A 26,369-nucleotide genomic window follows, 5' to 3' on the forward strand; every position below is an offset into this window, starting at 1 on the left:
TCACCAAAAATATGAATGAAATTCACGAAATTAAAGAAGTTTTAAAATTGATAAAAAGGCCGTCAAGGTATATTAATTCCGAATGGAATTCTATTCATAAAAACCACGCTGATGTAAATGTCTGCTTCTGTTTTCCTGACCTTTATGAATTGGGTGCATCAAATTTAGGGTTGGAAATTTTATATCAAATTGTAAACAGCAGGCCGGACGCCGCGGCGCAAAGATGCTATTGCCCTGACAAAGATTTAGAAGAACTGCTTATTTCAAGGAACCTGCCTCTTTTTTCTATTGAAACCCAGCAGCCCCTGAAAGATTTTGACATAGTCGGTTTTTCTCTACAATATGAACTTTGCTTTACAAATGTCCTTACGATGCTTAAATGTGCAGGCATCCCGTTCAAAAGTATCGAGAGAGGAAACAGCAATTTTCCGCTATTGATAGCAGGAGGGCCGGTATGTTATAATCCCGAGCCTATGTCCGACTTTTTTGATTTATTCGTTATAGGTGACGGAGAAGAAGTAATCGGGGAGATATTAGACAAAATTAAAGAGCTAAAGGCCAAAGACCAAAGATCAAAGACAGAAATTCTTGTTGAATTGGCAAAAATACCCGGTGTTTACGTGCCGGTACTGCATAAAACCTTATCTGATTATAAAATTGAAAAGAGAACTGTAAATATCGAAAAGTCATTCTATCCGGTGAAACCTATCGTGCCTTATATGCAAACTGTCCATGACAGGCTTAATATAGAAATAAGCAGGGGCTGTGTGCATGGGTGCAGGTTTTGCCAGGCAACAAATATTTATCATCCCTGGAGAGACCGTTCGCAGGAAAAGATAATGCAGTTGCTGGACAAGGGAATAAAAAATACCGGTTACGATGAATTGTCATTATCAAGCCTTTCGGTCAGCAGTTACCCGGAAATTGATGAACTAATAAAAAAAGTCAATGAATACTGCCTCAATGAAAATGTTTCTCTGAGCATACCGTCGTTGAGATGCAATTCGCGTTCGGTAAAATTATTTCCATTTCTAATCTATCCCAAAAGGGCAAATCTAACCTTTGCAATAGAGGCAGGTTCACAAAGACTGCGTAACGTAATCGGCAAGGAAATTTCAGACGAAGATGTTTATAATACCATGCTCGAAGCCGGCAAATATGGATGGAAATTAGTCAAGCTATATTTCATGATAGGCCTGCCCGGGGAACAAAATGAGGATATAGAGGCAATTATCAATATGGTAAATAAACTGGTCAGACTGACGCCCAGAATAAATTACAATATTACAATCTCTCCTTTTGTCCCTAAGCCTCATTCGCCATTTCAGTGGGCAGGGATGGAAAATACCGATTCACTCCAGGAGAAAAAAAATGTGTTAACCAGAAGATTGAAGGCCAGTGTTAAAGGTCATAATATAAATATGTCCAGGCTGGAAGGAGTATTTGCCCGCGGTGACAGTAAACTTTCGTCTGCATTGATATCAGCCTGGGAAAAGGGTGCCAGGTTTGACCATTGGCACGAATATTTTAGAAATGATATTTGGGAAAATTCGTTTATTGAGCACTCAATTGATAAAAGTCATTACCTTGGGCCAAGAAATGAAACTGATGAATTACCCTGGAGTCATATATCGGCAGGAAGAGACAGGGAGTATCTGCTAAAAGAATATAAAAAAAGCATTGAACTTGCGAAAAAACCTTTGGAGGAAACAGTTCCGGCCGAAGCAGTTATTAAAGAGCCGCAGGGTGATTTCGCCCGGCAGTTCCCGTGGAAAAATACCGATATAAAAAGGCAAAGAATAAATTACAGGTTAAGATTTGGAAGAAAAAATAAACTGAAATACCTTTCTCACCTGGAACAGATAGAATTGGTAAGGAAGGTCATCAGAAGGTCAGAGCTGCCTGTAAATTATTCGGAGGGATTTCACCCCCAAATGAATATGTCATTCGGGCCGGCTATAACCGTAGGCTATGAGAGCAGTTCTGAATTTGTTGATATTGAATTAAGGCAAAGCATAGAAATTAAAAGCCTGGCTGAGAAAATTATGCGCCAGCTGCCTGAAGATTTTATGCTTATCGAAATAAAGCAAATGCTGGTTTCCCAGGGTTCAATTGATTCTATTGTAAACCTGATTGAATATGAAATAAGAGGAATTCCGGAAATAGGCGATACCACCAAAATAAACAATTTGATTCAGGAAAATATGGCTAAAAGCTGCATCAATATTGACATACTTAAAAAGGGTAAAACAATTACCCTGGACGCAAGGCCCTTAATTTATAAATTTGAATTGAACAATAATGCGCTCAGGTTATTTTTAAGGGCCGGGCCTAAAAAAAATATAAAACCCGAGAAAATTATGGAACATGTTTTTAATTTGAATCAGGAACAAATAAACGGAATCAGCGTAAACCGGAAGGATATATATTTAGAAAAAAACGACGGCACGCTGGAGAGATTTATTTGACATCAAATTAACAATTTGATATGATAACCGGAAGGTAGTATTAATGGAATAAAGGGGAGACGAGCATGTACGCGATGGTTCTTATAGGCAGCAGGCAATATAAGGTTTCTGAAGGGGAAGAGATTTTGGTGGATAAAATTTCCAGCAAACTTGGCGCGGAAATTACCCTTGAGAATGTTTTGATGGTAAAAAAAGAAAATGAATCTGTTTTCGGAAATCCAATAATAAAGAATGCAAAGGTTATAGCCGAGGTTGTTGATCAGACCCGCGGCCCCAGGATTATTGCTTTTAAAAGACGCAGGAAAAAAGGTTACAAAAAAACCAGAGGGCATAGAGAATATTTGACCGGGCTCAAAATAAAGAAAATACAGGTGGATTAAAATGGCAAAAGGAAAACACGCGGTTAATGGAAGAGATTCAGCCGGCAAAAGATTAGGTACAAAAGCGGTAACAGGCCAGGTAGTAGCAGCAGGGAAAATAATTGTCAGGCAAAGAGGAACGAAAATCTTTCCGGGTAAAAATACCGGTTTAGGATCAGACCATACAATCTTTTCAAAAATAGCCGGCGTTGTGAAGTTCGAATGGGCCCGCGGTGGAAAAAAACTGGCCAGCGTTTATCCAATCTCTACAACAACAAATCTTTAATTCCTACTAAGTAAGCCTAAATTATGTTTATTGATAAAGTAAAAATTTTTGTTGAAGCAGGTCGCGGCGGCGACGGGTGCTTGAGTTTTCGCAGGGAAAAATTCATTCCTTTCGGCGGCCCCAACGGCGGCAACGGCGGGTCGGGAGGGAATGTCTATCTTGTGGCAGACAAAGACATGACCACTCTTCTTGATTTTTCTTTCAGGCCCCATTACACTGCTGAAAGGGGTGAACACGGCCAGGGAAGCGACAAGTACGGCAGAGGCGCGGAAGATATGTATATAAAAGTCCCCCGCGGCACGGTCGTATCTAAATTGGAAGAATCGAGCAAAGAATTCATCGCAGACCTTGTAAATGACGGCGATAAAGCGCTGGTTGCTAAAGGCGGAAGGGGCGGAAGGGGAAACGCAAGTTTTAAAACTCACAGGATTACAGCTCCGCGAATTTCCGAAAAAGGCGAACCGGGAGAAAAGCTTACCATAGAGTTAGAATTGAAATTGATTGCCGATGTAGGGTTTATAGGATGCCCTAATGCAGGGAAATCAACACTACTAAGCAGGATCACCTCTGCCCGGCCTAAGATTGCTGATTATCCTTTCACAACCTTATCTCCGAATTTAGGAGTTTGCAAGCATAAAGGCAGGTCATTCGTTGTAGCAGATATTCCCGGGTTAATCGAAAATGCCAGCCAGGGTAAAGGGCTTGGAATAGGTTTTTTAAGGCATATTGAACGCACCAGGATGCTTGTTCATCTTGTAGATGCTTACGGTTACGAAAACAAACCTTGCTGGAAAAGCCTGGTTTTGATAAATAAAGAACTTGCCAGGTACTCAAAGAAACTTATCAATAAACCCATGCTCGTTGCATTGAATAAACTTGATTTAATCAATGACAAAAAAGAACGCGCAATATTGGTTAAGAAACTTACTGAAGAAATAAAAAAGAAAAAAAATAAAAGCATTAATAAGAATGTGTTTTCGATATCAGCTGTAAGCGGTGAAGGCGTAAACGGCCTGCTTGACGAAATAATAACGCAATTAAAGAGTTTTCCTGCGGAAATTATTAAAGAAACTGATGGTGATGTTGCTGAAAGCATAAAAAAATATACATTCCATCCGGATTTTTCCGTTCAAAAACAAAGCGGCGGGCATGTTTTTGTCGTATCCGGGAAAAAGGTTGAGAAGTTTGTCAGCATGACAAATTTCGGCCAGGAAGAATCTGTCCGCAGGTTAGTAAATATATTCAAAAAGATGGGTGTGGATAAAGCTCTGAAAAAACAGGGAATTAAAGACAAGGATTTAGTTAAAATCGGCGCGTGGGAATTTGAATATCAGTCAGATATTTTATAAAATAATAATATGAGCAATAAGCGCATCGTCGTAAAAGTAGGCACAAATCTATTAACCAAAAAAGATGGCTCAATAGATACGGCCCAGGTGAAACGGATTGTCCGCGATATTGCAAAAATATATGAAGACGGCAATCAAGTCATATTGGTTACCTCGGGCGCTATAGCCTGTGGTGTAAGCAGGTTAAAGCTGAAAAAAAGGCCTGTTGATCTGCCAGAGAAACAGGCTGCTGCGGCTATCGGCCAGCCTTTATTAATGAATATCTATGAAGAACATTTTAACGAACATAATATTACTATAGCGCAGCTGCTTTTGACCTGGGAAGATTTTGATAACAGACAAAGGTATATTAACGCCCGGAATACCATATTTACTCTTCTAAAGTTGGGAGCAGTACCAGTAATTAATGAAAATGATACGATCTCGGCTGAAGAAATTAAATTCGGTGAAAATGATACTTTGTCTGCCCTGGTAGCAGTAAAAGCAGAGGCAGATATGCTTATCATTCTCACCGATGTTGACGGGCTTTGCACGGAAGACCCTAACAGAAACAAGAACGCCAGTTTTATACATGAAGTGAAGAAGATTACCGATGAAATAGAATGCTATGCCCGGGCTTCCCGGGGGTCGGATTTTTCAAGCGGCGGCATGGCTTCAAAAATTAAAGCCGCAAAAATAGCAACAAAAAGCGGAGTTGAAACAATAATTGCCAATGGCTGCGTTGCAGGCTGTCTGCAGCAAATAGTTTCAGGAAAAGTAATCGGTACAAAATTTCTTTCCAATGACAAAATAATTGATTCGCGCAAGAGATGGATTGCTTTCGGCGCCAAGGTTAAAGGCGGTATTATAATAGATTCAGGCGCCGCTGAAGCTATAACTAAACGCAATAAAAGCTTATTGTCTTCGGGTGTAGTTTCAATTGAAGGTAATTTTAACCTGGGCGATAATGTAAGCGTAACCGGAACTGATGGAAAAGAAGTTGCCCGGGGGCTGGTCTGGTTTTCATCGCAGGACCTGGCAAAAATCAAAGGAAAAAAATCTTCGGAAATATTTAGAATACTCGGCAAATCCGACTATGAAGAAGTTATTCATAAAGATAATCTGGTAGTTTTATAATGGAAATAGGCATAATAGGCCTTCCAAATGTAGGAAAATCAACTCTCTTTAACTCGCTTTCGCGCCTCAATGTTCCTGCTGAAAACTTTCCTTTTACAACAATAGAACCAAACGTAGGCATAGTCCCTTTACCTGATGAGCGACTCAAAAAACTTGGCGAGCTGTTCAATCCCCAGAAACTTACTCCAACTACTGTGAAATTTGTTGATATAGCAGGACTGGTTAAAGGAGCAAGTGTAGGAGAGGGGCTGGGAAACAAGTTTTTATCTCATATAAGGGGAGTTGACTCAATAATTCAGGTGGTCCGGCTTTTTGACGCTGAAAATGTCGTGAATACGATAGAAAAGTGCGATCCTGAACAAGAAATAGGCGTAATTGAAACGGAATTGATTCTTTCTGATTTGGAATTGGCAATTTCAGCGAAAGAAAAATTGGCGGGATTGATGAATTCCGGAAATAAAGAAGCAAAGATAAAAGGCGAAATACTCGTAACTTTAAAAAACTACCTGGACCAAAATAAAACCGTAAAAACCGCTTTAAAAGAATGCAATATTGATTCAAAAAGCATTTCTGAATACAATTTTCTGACCAATAAGCAGCTACTCTACGTTTTCAATATTAATGAAAAAACATCAGCTGAAGCATTAAAAAAAGCGAAGGATTTTGTTAAAAACACTAAAAACAGCGATTCAGTAGAAATAAACGCGCAGATTGAATCTGAACTTAGCCAGCTGCCGGAAGAAGAAAGAGAAAATTTTGCCAAGGAATTAGGTGTTGAATCAAAAATTAACGTTCTTATAAAAAAATCGAATGATTTACTCAAGCTTATCCAATTTTATACGGTTGTTGGCACGGAAATTCGTGCCTGGTCAATCCCGGCAGGTACAAATGTTAAATCAGCGGCAGGTAAGATACATACGGATATGGAAAAAAGATTTGTGCGCGCAGAGGTCTACTCCTTTAAAGACCTGGCAGAACTTGGCAGCGAAAAAGCTCTCCGTGAAAAAGGGCTGGCCCGCATAGAAGGGAAGGATTACCAGGTAAAAGACGGGGATATAGTTTATATTAAATTTTAGGAAGGTGTAAGTATTTCAGGAATTTTACGTTATTTATATGAAAGCCAATGTAAGTGAAGCAACAGTAAAAGCACATATCGGGAAAGTTTTTAATATAGCCTATAGGTTCTGCGGTAATTATTCGGATGCCCAGGATTTAACCCAGGAAGTATTTGTAAAACTGATAGTTGCCTGCAAAAAAAACAATTACAATATTGAAGGGCCGATAGATTCCCTTCTTTATAAAATGATTCGCAATAGGTATATTGATTTTATAAGAAAATCTCCGAAGATCAGGGTTGTTTCTTTGGATTCACCCGTTTGGGATACGATACCCTTAAGCGAAACGATTACGGACGGGGCTGGACAGCCCGAAAATTTGCTTGAAAAAAAGGAAAATGGGAAAAATATTCAGGATGCATTAAACAAACTCAAACCTCAATACCGAATGGTCCTGGTTCTTTCAGATATTGAAAATATTTCCTGCGGGCAAATCAGCAAAATTATGGATTGCTCGATAAATAAGGTTTGGATAGATTTGCACCGGGCCAGGAAAATATTAAGAAAATTACTTGAAGCAAATTTATAGGCAGGAAATATATGAATTGCAAAAAAATACAAAAGTATTTAGCCGGGTGTCTGGCAAACGAACTTGATGAAGCTATAAGGAATGAAGTCAATATTCATTTGCAGGGTTGTCCTGCCTGTAATGAAGATTACCAAAGCCTGTTAAAAGTAAAAAGTATGCTGAGTTCTTTGCCCGGCGTTAAATTGCCGGACAATATTATGGAAAATATCGAGCAAGAAGTTGAAAGAAGGATGTCGGAAAAGAAGACCAGCTATATAAGATTTGCAATTCCTTCTGCGGCCCTTGCTTTAGCAGCGGTACTTGCGGTGTTTTTTCTAAAAATACCCCATCAAAAATACAGGAATAATTACATAACGGATATTTGCCTTGCAAGTGAAACGATTGTTTGCGGGTGCTGGGATAAAATAGGCGTAAAGTATCCCGGCCATGAAGTTTTATTGTCAAAAGAGAAAACAGCCAGGGATAAAGGATATGCTTCCATTAAAGATAAACACCTGAATATCAATTCTTCCGCCATTTCTCCCGAGCAGTTTGTTGTTTTTACCAAATTTAACAGAGGCGGCGTGAAAGCGGTTCTTTATTCAGATGACGTTAAGGTATGCAGGAAAGTAGTTGAGAGTAAAAATAAATATAAATATATTTTTAAAAATCCTGCCTCTTACGGCCCGGGACAGCGCGATTTGGTAATAACTGTAACATTTCAAAGTTAAATATCGAAAATGAAAAAAGATAAATTATTTAGCACAGCCATTTACGGATTTATGTTTTTTTACCCTATCGTCGTATTATCGCTTATTATAGCAGATATAAGTTATGTAAATATGGCGGCTATTAGAGAAGTTTTCCATTCGCAGGAAATAATGTATGCCTTGAAATTGAGCGTTATTTCTTCAACCATCTCGATATTTTTTGCTTTAGTTTTCGGGGTTCCATGCGCTTATGCGCTGTCAAGGTATAAGTTTTCCGGGAAAGCAATTGTTGATACAATCGTTGATATACCGGTTTTTCTGCCTTATGTTGTTATAGGTTTAAGTTTGCTGATATTTTTCCAGACGCCGGTAGGCAGGTTTATTGAAAAGAGCGGCCTGGCTTTTGTTTATACTTCAAAAGGTATAGTTTTATGCCAGACAATAGTTGCCTGCGCTTATGTCATAAGAACAGTCAGAAGTACTTTTGATACCATTGACTACAGGGCTGAAGATGTAGCGAAAACCCTGGGATGCTCAGATGCAGGAGCGTTTTTTAAAATAACAATTCCCAATGCGAGAAATGGCATAATAGCGGGAGGAGTGCTGGGCTGGGCAGTATCTTTCGGATTATTCGGGCCGGTTGTTGTATTCTGCGGGATAACCCGTTTTAAAACCGAGGTTCTTCCTTCAACGATTTTCCTTGAAGTGTCAGTCGGTAGACTGGAAGTGGCTTTGACAGTAAGTTTGCTAATGATCACAATCGCATTGGCGAGTTTGGTATTATTTAAAAAATTCGGGAACGAGAAATCTAAATGAATGATAAAAGAATTCTTCTTAAAGTACAAGGGCTGAATTTTGAAATAGGCTCTTTTAGTTTAAAAGATATAAACCTTTCCGTGAATTCCGGGGATTACATGGTTCTCCTCGGCAAAAATGGCGCGGGAAAAACACTGTTTCTTGATTGTCTGTGCGGTTTAAGAAAATTAAAAAGCGGTGAAATATTTATTGGTGACAGGGATGTGGCCGGCCTTCCGCCCAGGGAAAGAAATATCGGTTATGTGCCGCAGGACTACGCCCTTTTTCCAAAAATGAAAGTAAAACAAAATATTTCCTTCGGGCTTGAAATCAGAAAAATAAACAAAGAGGTGATAAGGGAGAAAGTCGGCAGAATGGCGGATTTACTGGGAATTTCCAAACTGCTTGAAAATTATCCCAAAGGTTTAAGCGGCGGGGAAAAACAGAAAGTTGCTTTAGGGCGCGCTCTGATTATCGAGCCAGGGATGCTTCTGCTTGATGAACCGGTCAGCGCATTGGACGAGCCAACCAAAATGAAGTGCTGTCAGGAATTTTTAAAAATTCAGAAAGAAACTGGCGTGACAATCCTGCATGTATGCCATAATATAGACGAGGTTTTAATGGTAGCTCAAAGGGTTTGTTTTTTTGATAACGGAAAGATAGTCCAGTCAGGACCGCTAAATGAGTTGATCAAAAAACCCGCGAATGAAGTAGTTGCAGGTTTTTTTAAAAAAGAAAAATGTTAAAATAAAGCGGCAGAGTTTATAGAATTTGGCTGGGTGTGAGGGGGATAATTATGAAAAAAAATAGAATGTTTTTGTCGGTGGCAGCGATTTTTACGGTTTTGATCGGGGTTGCAGGGCTATACGGGCAGGAAACAGGAATAACTCTTTATTGCGGGGCGGGAATAAGGACGCCTGTTGCGGAACTGGTAGAAATTTTCAATAAAAAGGAAAACATAAATATAAATACTGTTTACAGCGGGTCAGGCTTGCTTTTGGGCCAGATAGACACTACAAAAAGGGGAGATATATATCTCCCGGGCGGTATGTTCTTTTTTGAGCAGGCAATAAAGAAAGGATACGTCTCTAAAGACACTATGAAAAGGGTTGCATATTTTGTTCCGGTCATTTTAACACAGAAAGGCAATCCTAAGAAAATATCAAAACTCAAAGATTTAACGAAAGACGGGATGAAAATCGGTATTGGAAATTTTGAAGCCTGTGAAATCGGACCTGTAACACAGAGAATATTCGATATAAACAAAATATCAGGCAAGATTAAAAAGAATATCGTCTACACTAGCCTTACAGTAAACGAATTAGGAAATGCAGTTAAATTAAAAACCATAGATGCGGCCATTGTTTGGGACGCGGTTGCGGCGATGTATCCGGATGATGGTTATATTGTTAAAATTCAGAAAAAAAATAATGTAATTTCTATTATTCCGGCAGGCATCCTGCCTTTTTCGCAGAATAAAGAATTGGCTCAGAAATTTATTGATTTTATGGTTTCACCTGAAGGCCAAAAAGTTTTCAAGAAAAATAAATATGTAACGGAGGAACCGAAATGAAAGCAAAAATAATTATATTGACATCTTTTGCAGCAATGCTGGCTGTGGTTTCATGCACAAAGGTTTCAGAGAAAGAAAACCAGGCTTCGCTGTTTGTTTATTGCGGGAGTTCGATGAGGCCGCCGATGGAAGAAATTGCAAAGCTTTATGAAAAAGAAAAAGGAGAGAAGGTTGTTTTTACGTTTGGCGATTCAGGGACTATCCTTATTCAGGCTGAACAATCGAAGATGGGGGATTTATACGTCAGCCACGAACCTTTTTCAACTTTAACTATGAAAAAGAAAACCGCTGATGAAACAAAAACTATAGCTTATTTGTATCCGATAATTGCGGTAAGGAAAGGTAATCCCAAGGGAATACACTCTTTTTCTGATTTGGATAAACAGGGAATCAGGTTAGGTTTACCGGATTCAAAATATTCAACCTGCGGGCAGATTGTCAGCGCAATGCTGAAAAAGGCCGGTTTAGAAGAAGCGGTTCAAAAAAATGTGGTTTTAAATACCAGGTCCAGCGGAGATCTTGGTAATGCTTTGAAATTAGGCACTATTGATGCGGCTGTAATGTGGGATGCTGTAGCGGCAATTTATTCCAACGAAATAGAAATAGCAAAAATTGAAAAGAAATATGAAATAGATGCAATCACTTCGGCAACTTTTGAGAAAGTTCGCATGGATAAAGTAGCTGTAACTGTTGTATTATTGAGTTTTTCCGAAAAAAAGCCCGAAGCCAAGCAGTTTATTGATTTTGTCTGCTCCCCTAAAGGCCAGGAAATTTTTAAACAAAAAGGTTTTTCTATACAATAAAAATCTCTGGTTTTTTTCTTGACAAATCTCTCCTAAACAAGTAGAATTATCAAACAAAATAAGACCCTATAAAACTGTAACAGTCTCCCTTTGCTCCATAGCAAAGAAATATGAGGGCTTTAATCCAAAAAGGAGGACCAAATGAGTCAATATGAGACTATTTTTATCTGCAAACCCGACCTGCCAAGCGACAAAGTTGCAAGCCTGACTGAAAAAGTCAAATCAATCATCACAGAGTCCACAGGGACTATCAATGCCGTAAACGAATGGGGAAAAAGAAGGTTGGCATATCCCATTTCCGGTTGTCAGGAAGGGATTTATGTATTCTTTGATTTTACCGCGCCCAGCGAAGCCGTAAACAAAGTGGAGACCTTCTACAAAATTACGGAAGAAATCATCCGTTTCATTTCGGTAAGAAAAGAATCCAGGATGAAGAAGAAACCCTTGCGCAAACCAAAAGACTCTCTCCGGGCAATTAAAAAGGAGGACTCCAGAAATGCCCCAGAAAATAAGGTTGCCAGAACAGAATAGTGTTACCATCGTAGGAAGATTGGCGGCAGACCCTGTTTTAAGATATACGCAGAAAGGGCAGGGTGTTTGCCGTTTTGATGCAGCGGTTAACAGAAGCTACAAAGATGCTACCGGCGAATGGCAGAAAGAGGTTAACTTTATTCCTGTTGTTGTGTGGCGCGATGCTGCAGTCCGCTGCAATGAACGCTTGAAAAAAGGAAGCCCGGTATTTGTGACCGGCCGTTTAAAAAACCGTTCCTGGGAAGATAAATCAGGCCAAAAACGTTCATCACTGGAAATTGAAGCCCAAAAAGTTCAGTTTTTACAGGTCATGGGAGATGACGCTTCAGAAGAAGGCGCATCGGAAGAAAAATCTGCGGGCTTAAACAAGCCTGTTGCGGAAGTACCGGAAGAAACTGCCGGAGAAGAAGAAATACCATTTTAAAAAGAGGAGAGGACAATGGCTTTTATAAAAGGAAAAAGAGACAGCAAGGATTTTAAAGGCAAAAGGCCCAGAAAAATGATGATTTCAAGGCGTAAGGTCTGCAGATTTTGCGCTGAGTATATAGACATTGATTACAAGGACGCAAATTTGTTAAGAAATTTCATCACTGAAAGAGGAAAAATTCTTGCCGGCAGAATAACGGGTGTATGCTCAAAACACCAGAGAATATTGACGGATGCAATCAAAAGGGCAAGAGTTATTGCTATCCTTCCATTCGCGAACATATATTGACCAGCGGTTGAACTGATAGTTAAAACTTTATGGAGGTGTTTGTTAAATGAAAGTCATTTTGAAACAAAATATCAGCGGAGTTGGTAAAATAGGCGATATAAAAGAAGTCAGCCCCGGGCATGCGAGAAATTATTTACTGCCGAACGCTTTAGCGTTATTAGCCAATGACAAAAATTTGGCAGTGGTCCAACGCGCAAAAGAAGTTATAGAGAAACAAAAGGGCGTGGAAAAAGGAACCTTGAAGGAATTTGCTGAAAAACTCAGCAAAGCTTCAATAAATATCGGCGTAAAAACTGGGGAAGGCGGCAAGCTTTTCGGAAGCGTAACCAAGGATGACATAGTTGAACAGATTAAGAAAGACCTGGGCCATGATATCAACAAAAAAGATATCGTTTTCGAGGACCCGATAAAAGAAACCGGCCTTTATTCTGTTGAAATAAAACTTAAATCAAAAAAATTCTCAGATGAAATATCAGAAACTGTTAAACTTAAAGTTTGGGTTGTCGAGAAAAAAGAAGGAAAATAAACCATGCCGGAAATGTTAGATAAGGTGCCGCCAAATTCTGTCGAAGCGGAAATGGCTATCCTGGGTTCGATGATTATCGAAAAGGAAGCTATCGCAAAAGCGCTTGAAATAGTGGATGAGATCCATTTTTACCGGGATACGCATAGAAAAATCTTCAAAATTATAAAAAGATTCTATATGGAAAATCTCCCGGTAGACACCGTTTCAATCATTGAAGAATTGAAAAGGGAAAGGCTGCTCGAAGAAATAGGCGGGGCTTCTTACATAGCGACCCTGATAAATACTGTTTCCACTGCGGCAAATGTTGAACACTACGCAAATATTGTGCTGAACAAAGCAATATTAAGGCAGCTTATTCAGGCCGGCACACAAATAGCTGAAGCCGGGTATAAAGCTTCTGACGAGCCCCGGACTTTAATTGACCGGGCCGAAGAAATGATTTTTGCCATCGCCCAGACAAAAGAAGGGCAGGGTTTCACTCAGGTAAAAGCGACTGTTCAATCCATTCTTACAAGAATTGAAACGCTTATGTCTGATAAAACCGCCCAGCCGGGGCTAAAAACCGGTTTTGCTGAACTTGATGAAAGAACGGCCGGCCTGCAGCCCTCAAACCTTGTAATAGTCGCTGCGCGCCCTTCAATGGGAAAAACATCTTTTGCCATGAACATAGCGGCAAATGTCGCCATAAAAGATAATCTGCCTGTGGGTATTTTCTCAATTGAAACTTCAAAAGAAGAGCTGATATTTAGGCTTATTTGTTCCGAAGCCTGGGTAAATTCGCACGAAGTCCGCAGGGGTATTTTACCGAAAAAATCCTGGGCAGTTATTACATCTGCAGCAGAGAAGGTTTATAATGCGCCTATTTATATCGACGATACCACAAGCATTTCTCCCCTGGAAATCCGTACCCGCGCCAGAAGGCTTGCCACTGAACTTGCGACAGAAAATAAAAAATTATCTTTAATAGTAATAGATTATATCCAAATGATGCGCGGTTCAGGCAGGACCGATTCCAGGCAGCAGGAAATATCCGAAATTTCACGTTCATTAAAAGGTTTGGCAAGAGAGCTGAACGTCCCTGTTATTGCGCTTTCCCAGTTATCAAGAAAACCGGAAGAGAGAGGCAGGGAAGGCGTGCCGCAGCTTTCCGATTTGAGGGAATCCGGCGCGCTTGAACAGGATGCGGATGTAGTCATGTTCATATATAGAAAGGAGGTTTATAGCAAATCTCCTGATGATGAAGGCAAAGCAAATATAATGATAGCGAAACAGCGTAACGGCCCTACGGGTGAAGTAGAAATGAGATTTTTTAAGGAATATACGAGATTCGAAAGACTTGATAAATCTTCTTAAAAATATGAAATTTTCCAGGCCCAATTGGGTAGAAATTGACATTAACAAAATAAAAGGAAACGTAAAAGAGATATCAAAATTAATTGGCAGTAAAACAAAAATTATCGCTATCATAAAAGATAATGGGTACGGCCACGGAGCTGCGGAGATAGCAAAATCTTTATTAAAAGACAATTCTGTATGGGGTTTTGGAGTTGCTTCTAATGAAGAAGGAATCACACTGAGGGAAAATGGTATTACCAAACCGATTTTACTGCTCGGAGAATTTTATCCCCGTAATTATTTAAAAGAATCGATACAGTTTAACCTCACGCCAACAATAGTCAGTTTTGAAAGCCTTGAATTCCTGTCAAATTCTTCATTAAAAGCTTCACCGGCAAAGCCGGTGAAATTTCATTTAAAGATAGACACCGGCATGGGCAGGATCGGTATTTTACCGTCAGATGTTTCCCGTTTTATAGATAAACTGAAAGAATACAAGAATTTGAAAATGGAAGGCGTGTTCACGCACTTCGCCAGCGCAGACTGCAATGTTGATTATACCCTGGAGCAGATAAATGAATTTAAAAGGGCAATAAAATCGGTTAATGATGCAGGTATAAAAAATGTTCTTTTTCATGCCGCAAATTCGGCTGCGCTGATAAAATATCCTTCTTCTCATTTTTCTCTTGTAAGGCCCGGAATTGCATTATATGGTTTAATGCCTTTTAAAGGGGTTGAAAAATTTATAAAGCTGCAGCCCGCGTTATCCTGGAAAACTAAAATTGTTTTTATAAAAAAAGTCCCTATAGGAAAGTCAATAAGTTACGGCTGTACTTTTACCGCCAGGCGTAATTCTCTCATAGCAACCTTTCCGGCAGGTTATGGCGACGGCTATAACAGAAAATTATCGAATTGCGGCAGTGTTATAATAAATAATCACAAAGCCCCGGTTGTCGGAAGGGTTACAATGGATCTCACGATGGCAGATGTAACAGATGTGCCAGGTGCCCAGGCAGGAGACGAAGTAATATTAATAGGTTCATCAGAGAATGGATTGAAAATAACCGCTGATAATATAGCTGAAAAATGCGGAACTATAGACTATGAAATAGTATGCAACATCAATCAGCGCGTGCCGAGAATTTATGTTAAATAAAATTGAAGGAAAATTTATAGCTATTTTAGACGGGTTGGCAAAAAGTTTCGTTCTTATTTACAAGATAGTTTATTCATGTTTCCTTAAACCTTTTGAAGCCAAGCTGGTAATTTATCAGATGGTCAGCATAGGGTTCAGGTCTTTGCCAGTAGCAATGCTTACAGCTTTTTCTGTCGGCATGGTACTGGCCCTTCAGGCAGGGTATTCCGGCATGTATGTTTTCAACGAACCTTTATATGTCGGTACGATAGTGTGTTTTTCTATCATAAAAGAATTGGGCCCTGTATTAACCGCTACCGTTATTACCGGAAGAGTCGGCGCGGCAATTACGGCGGAGCTTGGAACCATGAAGGTTACCGAGCAGATAGATGCTCTCTATACGCTCGGTACAAATCCTGTAAAATACCTGGCAGTTCCCAGGTTTCTTGCCTGCATTACAATGATTCCGATACTTACCGCAATATCAAATATTTTCAGCATATTAGGAGGATATGTTGTTGCTAGGTATAAACTGGACATTTCCTCGACAGTTTATTGGTCTGACACGCTGGATTATGTTAAATTGGATGATTTTTTCCATGGATTCATTAAATCAATATTTTTTGCCGGAATCATTGCATTCGTTTCAATTTATAAGGGATTCGGAACAAAAGGCGGGGCTGAAGGAGTGGGAAGAGCAACAACACAGGCGGTTGTCACTACGCTGGTTTTGATTATTGTTATTGATTATTTCCTTTCCGCGCTGCTTGTTGCTTTAAAAATAGGTTAAAGCATGATAAAAATTGTTGATGTTCACAAGCATTTTAATAGTAATTATGTTTTGCGCGGCGTAAATCTTGAAGTCCACGCCGGCGAAACATTGACCATAATCGGCGGATCCGGTTCCGGAAAAACCGTACTGCTGAGGCATATTGTCGGTTTGTTTCTCGCTGAAAAGGGAATTGTGGAAGTTGACGGAGTCAATCTTGGCGGCGTAGAAGAGCATGAACTTCATGAGGTTCAAAAAAAGATCGGGTTTTTGTTCCAGGACGGCGCTTTATTTGATTCTCTTTCAGCAGGCGAGAATGTTGCCTTTGGATTAAGGCATCAGGGACTGTCGGAGAATTTATTACGGAGAAAAGTGTCTGAGTGCCTTGATCGCGTAGGATTAAGCGGTATTGAAGATGTGCGGCCTTCTGAATTATCGGGCGGTATGAAAAAAAGAGTTGCCTTAGCCCGCGCTATCGCAAGAGATCCTAAATACATGCTTTATGACGAGCCTACAACAGGACTGGACCCGATATTTTCAGACGTAATTAACGATCTCATGCTATATTTACAAAAAAGTCTTAAAATGACATCTATCATTGTCACACATGACCTTAAATCAGTGTATAAGGTTTCATCCCGGGTTGCAATGCTGTTTGAAGGCAGAATAATAGCAACAGGAACACCCGATGAAATCAAAAATACATCAGATCCTTACGTTCAGCAGTTTATAAGCGGTTCAAGCAAAGGGCCGATAAAATTGAAACTAAAAGAATATTAGAACAAACTCGGAGGCTTATAACATGAGAAAAGAAACGCAATTAGGCTTATTCATTCTTTTGGGCATTATAGCGATTGCCGTAACAATAATGACTATTCAGAGCGTTACTCTTGCAAAAGGCTATAGGCTTAATATAACTTTCAACGATGTTTCAAATCTTATGGACAAAGCCTGGGTTCGTATTTCCGGGGTCAAAGCAGGTAAAGTCGAATCAATTACGCTTTATGATAAAAAGGTAAAAGTTACCGTATGGATAAAGGATAATGTGAAAATCCATAACGATGCCGCCGCAAGTATCCAGTCAACCGGTATTTTAGGCGTGAAATATATTGAACTTACGCTGGGTTCGGATGACGCGCCGTTATTTAAAAACGGAGATTTCATTGAAGGAAAAGACCTCATGTCTCTGGACAAGATGCTTTCAGACGGGCTGGGAGGCGTGGGAAAACTTACGAAATCGCTGGGCGAGATCGTAAGTGACGGGAGCCTGGGGAAAAACCTTAATGAGCTATTGAAAAATGCAAAAGAAATCAGCGAAAAATTAAACCGCCAGCTTGATGAAAAAAAACTGGCGAATATTGTAGACAACCTTGAAGAATTTTCCCGGCAGGCGAAAAAGCTGTCTCAGGACCTCGCTGAAATAACCGGCGATGAAAAAACGGATATCAAGCTTATTGTAAAAAATGTCAAATCATCAACTGAAAAGCTGGATAATATACTTACTAAGGTAACAAACGGAGAAACCACCATCGGAAGGCTATTGGCTGACGAACAAATGGGCAATGATTTAAAGAGTACCGTAGAATCTCTCAAGGTTGCCAGCAATGAGGCCAAAAAAACAATTTCCAGGTTTACACTGTTTCGGTCGTACTGGGATTACGAGCTAAGGTATAGCGCAATTGACAAAGAATATAAAAGCGATATCGGCATACAGATAAGGCCCAATCCGGATAAATATTATTTCCTTGGGGTATCAAATGCAGGCGACCCAGCTGCCATATCTGGAGAAAAAGTCAATACGCTGGATTTAAATATCGGTAAAGATTTAAAGCTGGGTGATCAGAAATTTGCGACTGTCTATGCGGGTATTTTAAGGTCCAGCGGCGGACTCGGGCTTTCGATAAAACCTATGTGGATGTGGAACCCGTGGAACAGGTTGGATGTTTTTATAGAATCCTATGATTTTGCCAGGGTAACGGCAAGTGGTGTTAAAAAACCCAGAATAAACGCCGGTGCAAAGGTAAAGCCAGCCAAGTGGCTTGCTTTAGGCAGTGCAATTGAAGATATAAACGAGAAAAGCGATGTGCATACTTCGGTCAATTTAGTCCTTGAAGACGAAGACTTGTCCTATCTGCTCGGTCTTATCGGCTTGGTTGGTAAATGAAAAAACAAAAAGCACAGACAGCCTTTGTTTGTCAAAGCTGCGGTTATAGTTCTCAGAAATGGCTTGGCAAATGCCCTGAATGCAATCAATGGAATTCTTTAGTTGAAGAAACCTCTTTCAAAAACGCGGATCAAACCGCCCGCAGGTTAACAAACTTTTCATCGGATGTATTGGAACTGGATAAAATTTCAGTTTCGCAAACCGACAGAATCTCAACAGGAATAAAAGAGTTTGACAGAATTCTTGGCGGCGGTATTATGCCATCTTCGCTTATTCTATTGGGCGGAGCGCCCGGTATCGGTAAATCCACCTTGATGCTTCAAGCCGCCAATAAATTGGTAAGCTCTAATGATAAAGCTGTCAAAGTTTTTTATGTTTCAGGTGAAGAATCGCTGGAACAGATAAAAAACCGCGCTGAAAGATTAGGGATAAAGAAAAGCAAGGATTCTTCGCTTTTTTTTATGTCGGAAACAAATCTTGAAAGTATAATTGAGCAGGTAAATAAAATTTCTCCTGACGTTCTGGTAATAGACTCTATTCAAACAACTTACAGGCAGGATTTATCCGGAGCTTCGGGCTCCGTAGGCCAGATCAGGGAATGCACTGCGGAATTACTGCATTTGGCAAAAGGAAAAAACATTACTGTTTTTTTGCTGGGGCATGTGACAAAAGAAGGCGACATTGCAGGGCCCAGGGTGCTAGAGCACATTGTAGATACGGTGCTGTATTTTGAAGCCGAAAAGCATCATACTTACCGGATTTTAAGGTCATATAAAAACAGGTTTGGCCCTACATCTGAAATAGGTGTTTTTGAAATGAGGCCTGACGGCCTTCAGGAAGTTTCGAATCCTTCGGCAATTTTTTTAAGCGAAAGGTCAAAGGATAGTTCCGGTTCCATTATAACTGCGGTTATAGAAGGTACCAGGCCGATTTTACTGGAAATCCAGGCGCTTGTTACCAGGACGGATTTTGGATTGCCGCGCAGGATGGCTACGGGTATTGATTTTAACCGGATGATTGTACTTATTGCAATTTTGGAAAATAGGATCGGGCTAAGCCTTGGAAATACCGATGTTTATGCAAACGTGGCAGGCGGTGTAAAAATCAAGGAGCCGTCAGTCGATTTGGCGGTCTGCTGCGCTATTTACAGCGCACTCACAAACGTTCAGGTACCGTCGGATTCTGTTTTTGTGGGAGAAGTTGGGCTTTCAGGCGAAGTCAGAGGAGTAAGTTTTGTTCAGGAAAGAATTAACGAGGCAGAAAAATTAGGGTTTAAAAAAATATATATTCCAAAATCAAATGACCGCGGGATAGAAAAAAAGAAAAATATTGAAATATTGGCGGTTGATAAATTAGCGCAAGTAATTGAAAAGTTGAGGTAAAAAAACATGTTAAGGTTTATGACTGCAGGTGAATCGCACGGGAAATGTCTTACATCAATTCTTGAAGGGCTTCCGGCAGGGCTGAAAATCACGCAGGAATATATCAATTCTGAACTTGAACGCAGGCAAAAAGGTTATGGCAGGGGCGATCGCATGAAAATTGAAAGCGATGAAGCCCAAATATTGAGCGGTGTCCGCTGGGGTAAAACCACAGGAACCCCAATTTCTCTTCAGATAGAAAATCGGGATTGGAAAAATTGGGAAAAAGTAATGTCGCTGAACCAGGAAGATAGAAGTAAAAATGTTTTTATCACAAAACCCAGGCCCGGCCATTCGGATTTACCGGGCGTGTTGAAATTTAACCTTGAAGATGTCAGGGATATAAAAGAGCGCGCTAGCGCCAGGGAAACTGCTTCCAGGGTTGCTGTCGGTTCAGTTTGTAAAAAGTTTCTTTTAGAGTTTGGAATTAAATTCTTCTCGGTAGTTGAAGAAATCGGAGGGATCGTTTCAATGGGAAAACTTTCTGAAATTGAAAAAAGATATTCGGCAATCGAAGGATCCCCTTTAAGGTGCGCGGATATAAATGCAGAAAAGAAGATGATAAAGCTTATTGATAACGCAAAATCCAAAGGTGATACCCTTGGCGGGAAGTTTAAAGTTGTTGTAAAAAATTTAATTCCCGGGCTGGGCAATTATATTCAGTGGGACAAACGTTTGGATGGCAGGTTAGCGCTTGCGCTGATGTCTATCCAGGCAGTGAAAGGTGTTGAGCTTGGCAGCGGGTTTGGTTTCTCCAAATTGCTTGGGTCCCAGGCGCATGATGAAATAGGCTACAGTAATAAAAATTTCTTTCATAAGACAAATAATTCTGGCGGTATTGACGGCGGGATGACTAATGGCGAAGATATCGTTTTAACCGCTGTAATGAAGCCGATTCCTACGCTTATGAAACCTTTAAAGTCTATAGATATTGCCAGCAAAAAAATAGTAAAGGCGGAAATTGTGCGTTCAGATGTCTGCGCGGTTCCTGCATGCGCGGTGGTGGCAGAATCCATGGCGGCTTTTGAAATAGCTAACACGCTCTTAGAAAAATTCGGCGGCGATTCCATCCCCGAAACCAAAACCAACTTCGAAAACTATAAAAAGCAATTAAGGAATTTCTAGCAAAATGAATATCGTTTTAACTGGATTTATGGGTTCGTGTTGCGACGAACAGGAACAACAAACTATGAACGGGTGGTTGAGCAGAGCGAAAACACACAGGCTGGACATGAAGCCGACAGATGCAATTATTTTGGGGAACAAATGAACATAGTCCTTACCGGCTTCATGGCCACGGGAAAGTCTACGGTTGGGAAAAAGCTGGCAGAGAAGCTGGGCTGGCAGTATGTGGACACCGACGAAATTATTGAACACGAAATCGGAATGAAAATTGCCGAGATTTTTGATAAACGAGGCGAGCCGTTTTTCAGGGACGTGGAAACCCGGGCCGCAAGATTTGCTTCAAAAAAAAATAATTGCGTAATTGCTACCGGCGGTGGAATTGTGCAAAAAGCTGAAAATATGAAAATATTTGAAAAAAACTCAATAGTTGTCAATCTTACAGCTAGCCCGGAAGTTATTTTTGAAAGAATCAAAGGCAACACTGACCGCCCTTTGCTTAATAAGCCGGACCCCATGGCAGAAATAACCAGTTTGCTCGAATTCCGCAGGCCGTTTTACGCGCGCTGCAACATTTCAGTCAACACCGATAAACTTACCGTCGATGAAATCGTAGAAAAAATCTCAGAATATGCCAGAAATAAAACTAAAAAGTATACAAAATAAGCTCAAGGCCCGGAAAATTGAATGTTTCCTGGTTTGTGATCCGATGGATTTATTTTACCTGACCGGTATTGACCTGCAGGGCGGGTATTGGATTGTTGTAACAGCAAAAAAAGCTACCATTATAACTTCTGAAATGCTCTATCAACAAGTTTCTGATTTATTGCCCGGATTCGAAGCGGTTAAAAGCAGAAAGTTCATTGAAACACTGAAAACAATATTAAAAACAGAGAAAATTAAGGTATTGACCATTGATCCCAAAAAAATGTCCTTAGGATTAGGGGATAAACTGCAAAAAGCTATAAAAAAAGTTAAATATGTTTCCGTTTTTTTTGAATCATTGCGAGAAATAAAAACTGAAAATGAGATTTTACTAATAAAGAAATCCTGCAATAGCGCTGTTAATGTTTTTAACGAAATTAGGAAAGAAATTAAGCCAGGAATGACAGAGATTTATATAGCTGACAGGATTATGGAATTGCTGTATAAAAACGGAACGGGCGCAGCTTTTACACCGATAGTAGCTGGAGGCATCAATTCGGGGTATCCTCACCATATAAACTCTGAATACGCCATTAAAAATAATGATTTGTTAATTATAGACCTGGGTGCCAGGTTAAAAGGGTACTGTTCAGATTTGACAAGAACAGTTATTTTAGGTAAAATACCGGAATTATGCGACAAGGTTTACAATTTAGTAAAGCTTGCGCATAATGAAGCAATAGCGGCAGTAAAACCCGGAATAAAGGCAAGTTTTGTTGACAAAAAAGCCAGGTTTTTAATAAACAAAGAAGGGTTTGGCAAAGAATTTACTCATGGTACCGGCCATGGAGTGGGGCTGGAAGTGCATGAGTTACCCTCGGTAAATTCTACAGGCAATGCAATTCTCAAACCCGGAATGGTAATAACAGTTGAGCCGGGTATTTACATTAAAAATAATTTCGGCGCGAGAATGGAAGATACTGTTCTTGTGACTGAAAATGGGCGCGAAATACTAACAAGAGGTGCAAAGTGATCGATACTTCGGATTTTAAAAATGGGGTAACATTCGAGTGGGATGGGCAAATTTACACCATCATCTGGTTTCAGCATCATAAACCGGGCAAGGGCGGGGCCGTAATGCGTACCAAAATGCGCAATATCCGTTCAGGTTCAATTATTGAACACACATTCAAATCAGGCGTGAAATTCCGTGAAGTTGAAATAGAACACAAGAAAAAGCAATATCAGTATAACGACGGAAAGAATTTTCATTTTATGGATTCCGATACTTTTGAGGACATTGCAATTTCTAAAGAACAAATAGGCGATACGGCAAAATTTTTAAAAGAAAACATGGAAGTCGAAGGTTTGTATATAGACGGAGGTTTCCTGGGGATTGATTTGCCGATGAATATAGAACTCAGGGTTACATCAACAGTTCCCGGTGTAAAAGGCGACACTGTATCAAATGTGACTAAGCCTGCAACCGTAGAAACCGGCGCTGAAATTTTTGTGCCTCTTTTTATTAACGAGGGTGACACAATCAGGGTTGATACGCGCACAGGCGAATATTTGGAAAGAGTCAGTTAAAGCAGCACGGAGGAGTTATAAATGAGTACTCAGGAAATAAAAAAATTCATAGAAATTCTTAAAGACACTGACATTGAAGAACTTCAGTGGGAATCTGACGATATGAGAATTTCCCTGAAAAGGCATGAAGGGGAATCGTTTCCGACGGCTCAGGCAGAAGAGTCAAAAGCCGAGGCAGTATCCCGCTCAGGCAATGCTGCAAAAACACAGGAAGTGAAAGAAAATAAATTGTTAACGATAAAATCACCGATGGTGGGGACTTTTTTAAGGGCCCAATCCCCTGATTACCCTCCGCTTGTTATGGAGGGAAATCACATTATACCCGGGCAAAAGATTGCTTTAATTGAAGCAATGAAAATAATGAAGGATGTGGTTTCGTCGGTAAAAGGCAAAATAGTAAAGATTTTCGTGGAAAACGGCCAGCCCGTTGAATATGGCCAGGAACTTTTCCAGATTGACCCGGAAAACAAATAAAATTAAAAAAAATGGGTATTCAAAAGGAAACAAATCATGTTTAAGAAAGTATTAATTGCAAATCGCGGAGAAATAGCAGTCAGAGTTATAAGAGCTTGCAGGGAACTTGGAATTCTTACGGTGGCGGTTAATTCAGAAGTTGACAAAGATTCCATGCATGTAAAATTGGCTGATCAGTCTATTTGTATCGGGCCGGGCCCGGCAATAGAAAGTTATCTTAATATCCCTAACATAATTTCTGCGGCAACTATTTCCGGGTGCGACGCTATACACCCCGGTTACGGTTTTTTGTCCGAAAACACTTATTTTGCGGATGTTTGTGAATCCTGCGGATTGAAATTTATCGGCCCTTCAAAAGAATCAATTCAGAAGATGGGCGATAAAATCGAAGCCCGTAAAATCATGATTAAAAACGGCATAAATGTAGTTCCCGGAACCACCGAACCCATAAGCTTGGACGATCCGGGACTGGATAAGATAGCCGAAAAAATTGGTTATCCGCTTATAATCAAGGCCGCAATGGGAGGCGGAGGCAGAGGAATGCGCACCGTACCTTCAAAGGAATCTTTGCAGACCGCAATCTCTACTGCCAAGACAGAAGCAAAGGCGGCTTTCGGAGATGATAAAGTATATCTTGAAAAATTAATTGAACAGCCCAGGCATATAGAGTTTCAGATAGCCGCTGATAACAAAGGCAATACCTGCTATTTTCCGGAAAGGGACTGCTCAATTCAGCGCAGGCACCAGAAACTTGTTGAAGAAAGCCCTTCGCCTTTTGTTGATAAAGACCTTAGAAAAAAAATGGGAAAGCAGGCGGTTAAAGCGGCGAAAGCCGTGAAATATTGCACGGTGGGCACGATAGAGTTCCTGGTTGACAAAAAGAGTAATTTTTATTTCCTTGAAATGAACACCAGAATCCAGGTTGAGCATCCAATAACTGAAATAGTTTCAGGAGTTGACCTGGTAAAGCTGCAGATTAAACTTGCAGCAGGCGAAGAACTGAAACTTGATTCGGATAAAATAAAGGTTTGCGGCCATGCCATTGAATGCCGCATAAATGCCGAAGACCCGGACAAAGATTTTATGCCGTCACCAGGCAGAGTAAGCGGATTAATACTTCCGGGCGGGCCCGGGGTGCGCCTGGATACGCATATTTATGAAGGATACCTGATTCCGTCGTTCTATGACAGCCTTATTGCAAAACTTATTACTTACGGATATAACCGCAAGGAAGCCATCAGCAGGATGGAAAGAGCCCTCACTGAGTTCAAGGTTACAGGCATCAAAACCACGGCCCCTCTTCATAAAAAAATTATGAAAAACGATTACTTCCGTAAAGGGGATTTTCAGACTGATTTTATTTTAAAACATATTTACGGGAATTTATAATAAGAAAATGAAAAGCAGAGTAGCAAAAATTGTTCGGGACAGCCTCGAAGTTAAAGAAAAACTGCTCAAGGAAAATCTTGAAGTTATCGTAAAGGTAACGGAAGCTGTCCTTAGCGCATATAAAAAAAATAAAAAAGTCATTGTATTCGGTAACGGCGGCAGCGCGGCAGATTCACAGCACCTGGCTGCGGAATTGGTAGTAAGATTTGAACAAAACAGAAAAAGCCTTGATTGCGTGGCTTTAACCACTAATTCATCCGCGATTACTGCAATTGGAAATGATTACGGGTTTGACCAGATTTTTGCCAAGCAGGTTGAATCAATTGTAAAAGCCGGGGATGTAGTAATCGGTATTTCTACAAGCGGTAATTCCCAGAACGTTTTATCGGCTATTGAGCAGGCCAAAAAACAAAAAGCCCTGACAATCGGCTGGACCGGCCGTTTTGGGGGCAGAATAAAAAATATTGCGGATTTATGTATCTGCGTGCCTTCAGAAAATACCGCAAGGATCCAGGAAGGGCATGTTTTAATTATTCATATTATTTCAAAACTCGTGGAAGAAGAATTGTTTAAAACGTGAAAAACAACAAAATAAAAAGCAGAAAAGAAATATTAGCTATTGTAAAAAAAATAAAAAAACGGAATAAAAAGGTAGTTTTCACTAACGGTTGTTTTGATCTTTTGCATGCCGGGCATATCAGAATATTTGAAAAAGCAAAAACTTTGGGAGATGTCCTCATAGTCGGTGTCAATTCTGATAAATCGATAAAAGAGCTCAAGGGCCCCAAAAGGCCTATTGTTCACGATAAATATCGTGCCGAGATTATAGCAAGCATTCAATATGTTGATTATGTAACCATTTTTAATGAAAGATCCGTAATTCAACTCGTTAAAGAAATTCATCCCGATGTTTTAGTCAAGGGCGGGCATTATACGGTAAAAGAAGTCGTTGGTTGGCAGTATGCAGAAAAAGTAGCAAGAGTTCCGGTAGTCAAAGATTCTTCGACTACGAATATTATTAATAAAATTACAGACGTTTATGGTAAATAATCGCAGGGCTGGCGTATACAGGCTCCTTGATGCGAATTTAAACCGTGCCAGTGAAGGCATAAGAGTAATTGAAGACACTTACAGGTTTATTTATAACGATAAAAAAATATTCGCGGTTTTAAGAGTTTTAAGGCATAAACTTAACAAAATAACGCAAAAAGCATACCCTGATCTAATTTTATCACGCGATAGCCAGCAGGATTCCGGCAGAAAGATGGCTGAACAGGGGAGGAATAATTTAAAAGCCCTGCTTGCGGCCAACTTTAAAAGGATTGAGCAGGCTCTCCGGGTGCTTGAAGAATACTCGAAGCTTTTTTCAGCATCTGCAGGATCCGAATTTAAGAAAATCAGGTTTAAATTATACACATTGGAGAAAAAAAGCTGTGACTTTAATCGACCTGGCAAAAAGTAATACCGCAGT

At 40.1% G+C, this 26,369-nt stretch carries 32 protein-coding genes; all 32 read left to right on the forward strand.

Going from position 1 to position 26,369, the window contains the following annotated elements; all coding sequences use genetic code 11:
- Positions 1–11 precede the first annotated feature (11 nt).
- A complete protein-coding gene (locus tag KKH91_07770; protein MBU0952700.1) occupies positions 12–2,468 on the forward strand; it encodes a TIGR03960 family B12-binding radical SAM protein in 2,457 nt (818 codons plus the stop codon).
- A 65-nt stretch (positions 2,469–2,533) separates the two neighbouring features.
- Entirely contained in the window at positions 2,534–2,848 is a 315-nt protein-coding gene (gene rplU, locus KKH91_07775) for a 50S ribosomal protein L21 (GenBank protein MBU0952701.1), read from the forward strand.
- Between the two features lies 1 nt (position 2,849).
- Entirely contained in the window at positions 2,850–3,113 is a 264-nt protein-coding gene (rpmA, locus tag KKH91_07780; protein MBU0952702.1) for a 50S ribosomal protein L27, read from the forward strand.
- 23 nt (positions 3,114–3,136) lie between these two features.
- Positions 3,137–4,462, forward strand: coding sequence for a GTPase ObgE (obgE, locus tag KKH91_07785; GenBank protein MBU0952703.1), 1,326 nt, complete (start codon positions 3,137–3,139; stop codon positions 4,460–4,462).
- Positions 4,463–4,471: 9 nt separating this feature from the next.
- On the forward strand, positions 4,472–5,578 hold the full coding sequence (gene proB / locus KKH91_07790; protein MBU0952704.1) for a glutamate 5-kinase: 1,107 nt from the start codon (positions 4,472–4,474) through the stop codon (positions 5,576–5,578).
- Positions 5,578–6,654 carry a redox-regulated ATPase YchF gene (gene ychF / locus KKH91_07795; GenBank protein MBU0952705.1) on the forward strand — a complete coding sequence of 359 codons (1,077 nt, stop codon included), beginning with the start codon at positions 5,578–5,580 and terminating at the stop codon, positions 6,652–6,654. Before proB ends, ychF begins: the two co-directional genes overlap by 1 nt.
- Before the next feature lie 37 nt (positions 6,655–6,691).
- The gene (locus tag KKH91_07800; protein MBU0952706.1) at positions 6,692–7,222 is read left to right on the forward strand and encodes an RNA polymerase sigma factor; all 531 of its coding nucleotides are present in this window, start codon (positions 6,692–6,694) and stop codon (positions 7,220–7,222) included.
- A gap of 11 nt (positions 7,223–7,233) precedes the next feature.
- Positions 7,234–7,932, forward strand: a complete 699-nt coding sequence (locus KKH91_07805; protein ID MBU0952707.1) for a zf-HC2 domain-containing protein — start codon at positions 7,234–7,236, stop codon at positions 7,930–7,932.
- A gap of 9 nt (positions 7,933–7,941) precedes the next feature.
- Positions 7,942–8,727, forward strand: coding sequence for an ABC transporter permease (locus KKH91_07810; protein ID MBU0952708.1), 786 nt, complete (start codon positions 7,942–7,944; stop codon positions 8,725–8,727).
- Complete coding sequence (locus tag KKH91_07815) at positions 8,724–9,452, forward strand: ATP-binding cassette domain-containing protein (protein MBU0952709.1); 729 nt, start codon at positions 8,724–8,726, stop codon at positions 9,450–9,452. Before KKH91_07810 ends, KKH91_07815 begins: the two co-directional genes overlap by 4 nt.
- 50 nt (positions 9,453–9,502) lie before the next feature.
- Positions 9,503–10,279, forward strand: a complete 777-nt coding sequence (gene modA, locus KKH91_07820) for a molybdate ABC transporter substrate-binding protein (protein ID MBU0952710.1) — start codon at positions 9,503–9,505, stop codon at positions 10,277–10,279.
- Entirely contained in the window at positions 10,276–11,082 is an 807-nt protein-coding gene (modA, locus tag KKH91_07825) for a molybdate ABC transporter substrate-binding protein (protein ID MBU0952711.1), read from the forward strand. Before modA (KKH91_07820) ends, modA (KKH91_07825) begins: the two co-directional genes overlap by 4 nt.
- A gap of 141 nt (positions 11,083–11,223) precedes the next feature.
- On the forward strand, positions 11,224–11,613 hold the full coding sequence (gene rpsF, locus KKH91_07830; GenBank protein MBU0952712.1) for a 30S ribosomal protein S6: 390 nt from the start codon (positions 11,224–11,226) through the stop codon (positions 11,611–11,613).
- Positions 11,579–12,037, forward strand: coding sequence for a single-stranded DNA-binding protein (locus KKH91_07835; GenBank protein ID MBU0952713.1), 459 nt, complete (start codon positions 11,579–11,581; stop codon positions 12,035–12,037). The genes rpsF and KKH91_07835 overlap by 35 nt, the downstream gene beginning before the upstream one ends.
- 15 nt (positions 12,038–12,052) lie before the next feature.
- Entirely contained in the window at positions 12,053–12,328 is a 276-nt protein-coding gene (rpsR, locus tag KKH91_07840) for a 30S ribosomal protein S18 (protein MBU0952714.1), read from the forward strand.
- A 46-nt stretch (positions 12,329–12,374) separates the two neighbouring features.
- Positions 12,375–12,854 (forward strand): 50S ribosomal protein L9, encoded by a 480-nt coding sequence (gene rplI / locus KKH91_07845; GenBank protein ID MBU0952715.1) that lies wholly within the window; start codon positions 12,375–12,377, stop codon positions 12,852–12,854.
- Positions 12,855–12,857: 3 nt separating this feature from the next.
- The gene (gene dnaB / locus KKH91_07850) at positions 12,858–14,207 is read left to right on the forward strand and encodes a replicative DNA helicase (GenBank protein MBU0952716.1); all 1,350 of its coding nucleotides are present in this window, start codon (positions 12,858–12,860) and stop codon (positions 14,205–14,207) included.
- Entirely contained in the window at positions 14,191–15,345 is a 1,155-nt protein-coding gene (gene alr, locus KKH91_07855; protein MBU0952717.1) for an alanine racemase, read from the forward strand. The genes dnaB and alr overlap by 17 nt, the downstream gene beginning before the upstream one ends.
- Entirely contained in the window at positions 15,335–16,114 is a 780-nt protein-coding gene (locus KKH91_07860; protein ID MBU0952718.1) for an ABC transporter permease, read from the forward strand. Before alr ends, KKH91_07860 begins: the two co-directional genes overlap by 11 nt.
- 3 nt (positions 16,115–16,117) lie before the next feature.
- Positions 16,118–16,873, forward strand: coding sequence for an ABC transporter ATP-binding protein (locus tag KKH91_07865; GenBank protein ID MBU0952719.1), 756 nt, complete (start codon positions 16,118–16,120; stop codon positions 16,871–16,873).
- 22 nt (positions 16,874–16,895) lie between these two features.
- Positions 16,896–18,257 (forward strand): MCE family protein, encoded by a 1,362-nt coding sequence (locus KKH91_07870; GenBank protein ID MBU0952720.1) that lies wholly within the window; start codon positions 16,896–16,898, stop codon positions 18,255–18,257.
- Positions 18,254–19,639 (forward strand): DNA repair protein RadA, encoded by a 1,386-nt coding sequence (gene radA / locus KKH91_07875; protein MBU0952721.1) that lies wholly within the window; start codon positions 18,254–18,256, stop codon positions 19,637–19,639. Before KKH91_07870 ends, radA begins: the two co-directional genes overlap by 4 nt.
- Before the next feature lie 6 nt (positions 19,640–19,645).
- Positions 19,646–20,803, forward strand: a complete 1,158-nt coding sequence (gene aroC / locus KKH91_07880) for a chorismate synthase (GenBank protein ID MBU0952722.1) — start codon at positions 19,646–19,648, stop codon at positions 20,801–20,803.
- 4 nt (positions 20,804–20,807) lie between these two features.
- A complete protein-coding gene (locus KKH91_07885; GenBank protein MBU0952723.1) occupies positions 20,808–20,948 on the forward strand; it encodes a hypothetical protein in 141 nt (46 codons plus the stop codon).
- Complete coding sequence (locus KKH91_07890; protein ID MBU0952724.1) at positions 20,945–21,466, forward strand: shikimate kinase; 522 nt, start codon at positions 20,945–20,947, stop codon at positions 21,464–21,466. Before KKH91_07885 ends, KKH91_07890 begins: the two co-directional genes overlap by 4 nt.
- Positions 21,432–22,478 (forward strand): Xaa-Pro peptidase family protein, encoded by a 1,047-nt coding sequence (locus tag KKH91_07895; protein ID MBU0952725.1) that lies wholly within the window; start codon positions 21,432–21,434, stop codon positions 22,476–22,478. Before KKH91_07890 ends, KKH91_07895 begins: the two co-directional genes overlap by 35 nt.
- Positions 22,475–23,035 carry an elongation factor P gene (efp, locus tag KKH91_07900; GenBank protein MBU0952726.1) on the forward strand — a complete coding sequence of 187 codons (561 nt, stop codon included), beginning with the start codon at positions 22,475–22,477 and terminating at the stop codon, positions 23,033–23,035. Before KKH91_07895 ends, efp begins: the two co-directional genes overlap by 4 nt.
- A gap of 21 nt (positions 23,036–23,056) precedes the next feature.
- Positions 23,057–23,509: an acetyl-CoA carboxylase biotin carboxyl carrier protein gene (gene accB / locus KKH91_07905; protein MBU0952727.1), complete on the forward strand. Its 453-nt coding sequence runs from the start codon at positions 23,057–23,059 to the stop codon at positions 23,507–23,509.
- A 36-nt stretch (positions 23,510–23,545) separates the two neighbouring features.
- Positions 23,546–24,898, forward strand: a complete 1,353-nt coding sequence (accC, locus tag KKH91_07910; protein ID MBU0952728.1) for an acetyl-CoA carboxylase biotin carboxylase subunit — start codon at positions 23,546–23,548, stop codon at positions 24,896–24,898.
- A gap of 7 nt (positions 24,899–24,905) precedes the next feature.
- Positions 24,906–25,478, forward strand: a complete 573-nt coding sequence (locus tag KKH91_07915) for a D-sedoheptulose 7-phosphate isomerase (protein ID MBU0952729.1) — start codon at positions 24,906–24,908, stop codon at positions 25,476–25,478.
- The gene (locus tag KKH91_07920) at positions 25,475–25,948 is read left to right on the forward strand and encodes an adenylyltransferase/cytidyltransferase family protein (GenBank protein MBU0952730.1); all 474 of its coding nucleotides are present in this window, start codon (positions 25,475–25,477) and stop codon (positions 25,946–25,948) included. Before KKH91_07915 ends, KKH91_07920 begins: the two co-directional genes overlap by 4 nt.
- The gene (locus KKH91_07925) at positions 25,938–26,360 is read left to right on the forward strand and encodes a thiamine-phosphate pyrophosphorylase (protein MBU0952731.1); all 423 of its coding nucleotides are present in this window, start codon (positions 25,938–25,940) and stop codon (positions 26,358–26,360) included. The genes KKH91_07920 and KKH91_07925 overlap by 11 nt, the downstream gene beginning before the upstream one ends.
- Positions 26,361–26,369 lie beyond the last annotated feature (9 nt).

Source organism: Elusimicrobiota bacterium, assembly GCA_018816525.1.
Classification (GTDB): Bacteria; Elusimicrobiota; Endomicrobiia; order CG1-02-37-114; family XYA2-FULL-39-19; genus OXYB2-FULL-48-7.

Excerpts from the sequence above, each read along its gene's own strand:
- KKH91_07870 (MBU0952720.1), top strand. The coding sequence starts at position 16,896 with ATGAGAAAAGAAACGCAATTAGGCTTATTCATTCTTTTGGGCATTATA.
- ychF (MBU0952705.1), top strand. The coding sequence starts at position 5,578 with ATGGAAATAGGCATAATAGGCCTTCCAAATGTAGGAAAATCAACTCTC.
- KKH91_07915 (MBU0952729.1), top strand. The coding sequence starts at position 24,906 with ATGAAAAGCAGAGTAGCAAAAATTGTTCGGGACAGCCTCGAAGTTAAA.
- KKH91_07815 (MBU0952709.1), top strand. The coding sequence starts at position 8,724 with ATGAATGATAAAAGAATTCTTCTTAAAGTACAAGGGCTGAATTTTGAA.
- KKH91_07805 (MBU0952707.1), top strand. The coding sequence starts at position 7,234 with ATGAATTGCAAAAAAATACAAAAGTATTTAGCCGGGTGTCTGGCAAAC.
- proB (MBU0952704.1), top strand. The coding sequence starts at position 4,472 with ATGAGCAATAAGCGCATCGTCGTAAAAGTAGGCACAAATCTATTAACC.
- aroC (MBU0952722.1), top strand. The coding sequence starts at position 19,646 with ATGTTAAGGTTTATGACTGCAGGTGAATCGCACGGGAAATGTCTTACA.
- KKH91_07885 (MBU0952723.1), top strand. The coding sequence starts at position 20,808 with ATGAATATCGTTTTAACTGGATTTATGGGTTCGTGTTGCGACGAACAG.
- KKH91_07800 (MBU0952706.1), top strand. The coding sequence starts at position 6,692 with ATGAAAGCCAATGTAAGTGAAGCAACAGTAAAAGCACATATCGGGAAA.
- modA (MBU0952711.1), top strand. The coding sequence starts at position 10,276 with ATGAAAGCAAAAATAATTATATTGACATCTTTTGCAGCAATGCTGGCT.
- rpmA (MBU0952702.1), top strand. The coding sequence starts at position 2,850 with ATGGCAAAAGGAAAACACGCGGTTAATGGAAGAGATTCAGCCGGCAAA.
- rpsF (MBU0952712.1), top strand. The coding sequence starts at position 11,224 with ATGAGTCAATATGAGACTATTTTTATCTGCAAACCCGACCTGCCAAGC.
- obgE (MBU0952703.1), top strand. The coding sequence starts at position 3,137 with ATGTTTATTGATAAAGTAAAAATTTTTGTTGAAGCAGGTCGCGGCGGC.
- KKH91_07770 (MBU0952700.1), top strand. The coding sequence starts at position 12 with ATGAATGAAATTCACGAAATTAAAGAAGTTTTAAAATTGATAAAAAGG.
- dnaB (MBU0952716.1), top strand. The coding sequence starts at position 12,858 with ATGCCGGAAATGTTAGATAAGGTGCCGCCAAATTCTGTCGAAGCGGAA.
- KKH91_07835 (MBU0952713.1), top strand. The coding sequence starts at position 11,579 with ATGCCCCAGAAAATAAGGTTGCCAGAACAGAATAGTGTTACCATCGTA.
- rplU (MBU0952701.1), top strand. The coding sequence starts at position 2,534 with ATGTACGCGATGGTTCTTATAGGCAGCAGGCAATATAAGGTTTCTGAA.
- KKH91_07810 (MBU0952708.1), top strand. The coding sequence starts at position 7,942 with ATGAAAAAAGATAAATTATTTAGCACAGCCATTTACGGATTTATGTTT.
- KKH91_07860 (MBU0952718.1), top strand. The coding sequence starts at position 15,335 with ATGTTAAATAAAATTGAAGGAAAATTTATAGCTATTTTAGACGGGTTG.
- KKH91_07865 (MBU0952719.1), top strand. The coding sequence starts at position 16,118 with ATGATAAAAATTGTTGATGTTCACAAGCATTTTAATAGTAATTATGTT.
- accB (MBU0952727.1), top strand. The coding sequence starts at position 23,057 with ATGAGTACTCAGGAAATAAAAAAATTCATAGAAATTCTTAAAGACACT.
- rpsR (MBU0952714.1), top strand. The coding sequence starts at position 12,053 with ATGGCTTTTATAAAAGGAAAAAGAGACAGCAAGGATTTTAAAGGCAAA.
- KKH91_07895 (MBU0952725.1), top strand. The coding sequence starts at position 21,432 with ATGCCAGAAATAAAACTAAAAAGTATACAAAATAAGCTCAAGGCCCGG.
- modA (MBU0952710.1), top strand. The coding sequence starts at position 9,503 with ATGAAAAAAAATAGAATGTTTTTGTCGGTGGCAGCGATTTTTACGGTT.
- rplI (MBU0952715.1), top strand. The coding sequence starts at position 12,375 with ATGAAAGTCATTTTGAAACAAAATATCAGCGGAGTTGGTAAAATAGGC.
- KKH91_07890 (MBU0952724.1), top strand. The coding sequence starts at position 20,945 with ATGAACATAGTCCTTACCGGCTTCATGGCCACGGGAAAGTCTACGGTT.
- accC (MBU0952728.1), top strand. The coding sequence starts at position 23,546 with ATGTTTAAGAAAGTATTAATTGCAAATCGCGGAGAAATAGCAGTCAGA.
- radA (MBU0952721.1), top strand. The coding sequence starts at position 18,254 with ATGAAAAAACAAAAAGCACAGACAGCCTTTGTTTGTCAAAGCTGCGGT.
- KKH91_07925 (MBU0952731.1), top strand. The coding sequence starts at position 25,938 with ATGGTAAATAATCGCAGGGCTGGCGTATACAGGCTCCTTGATGCGAAT.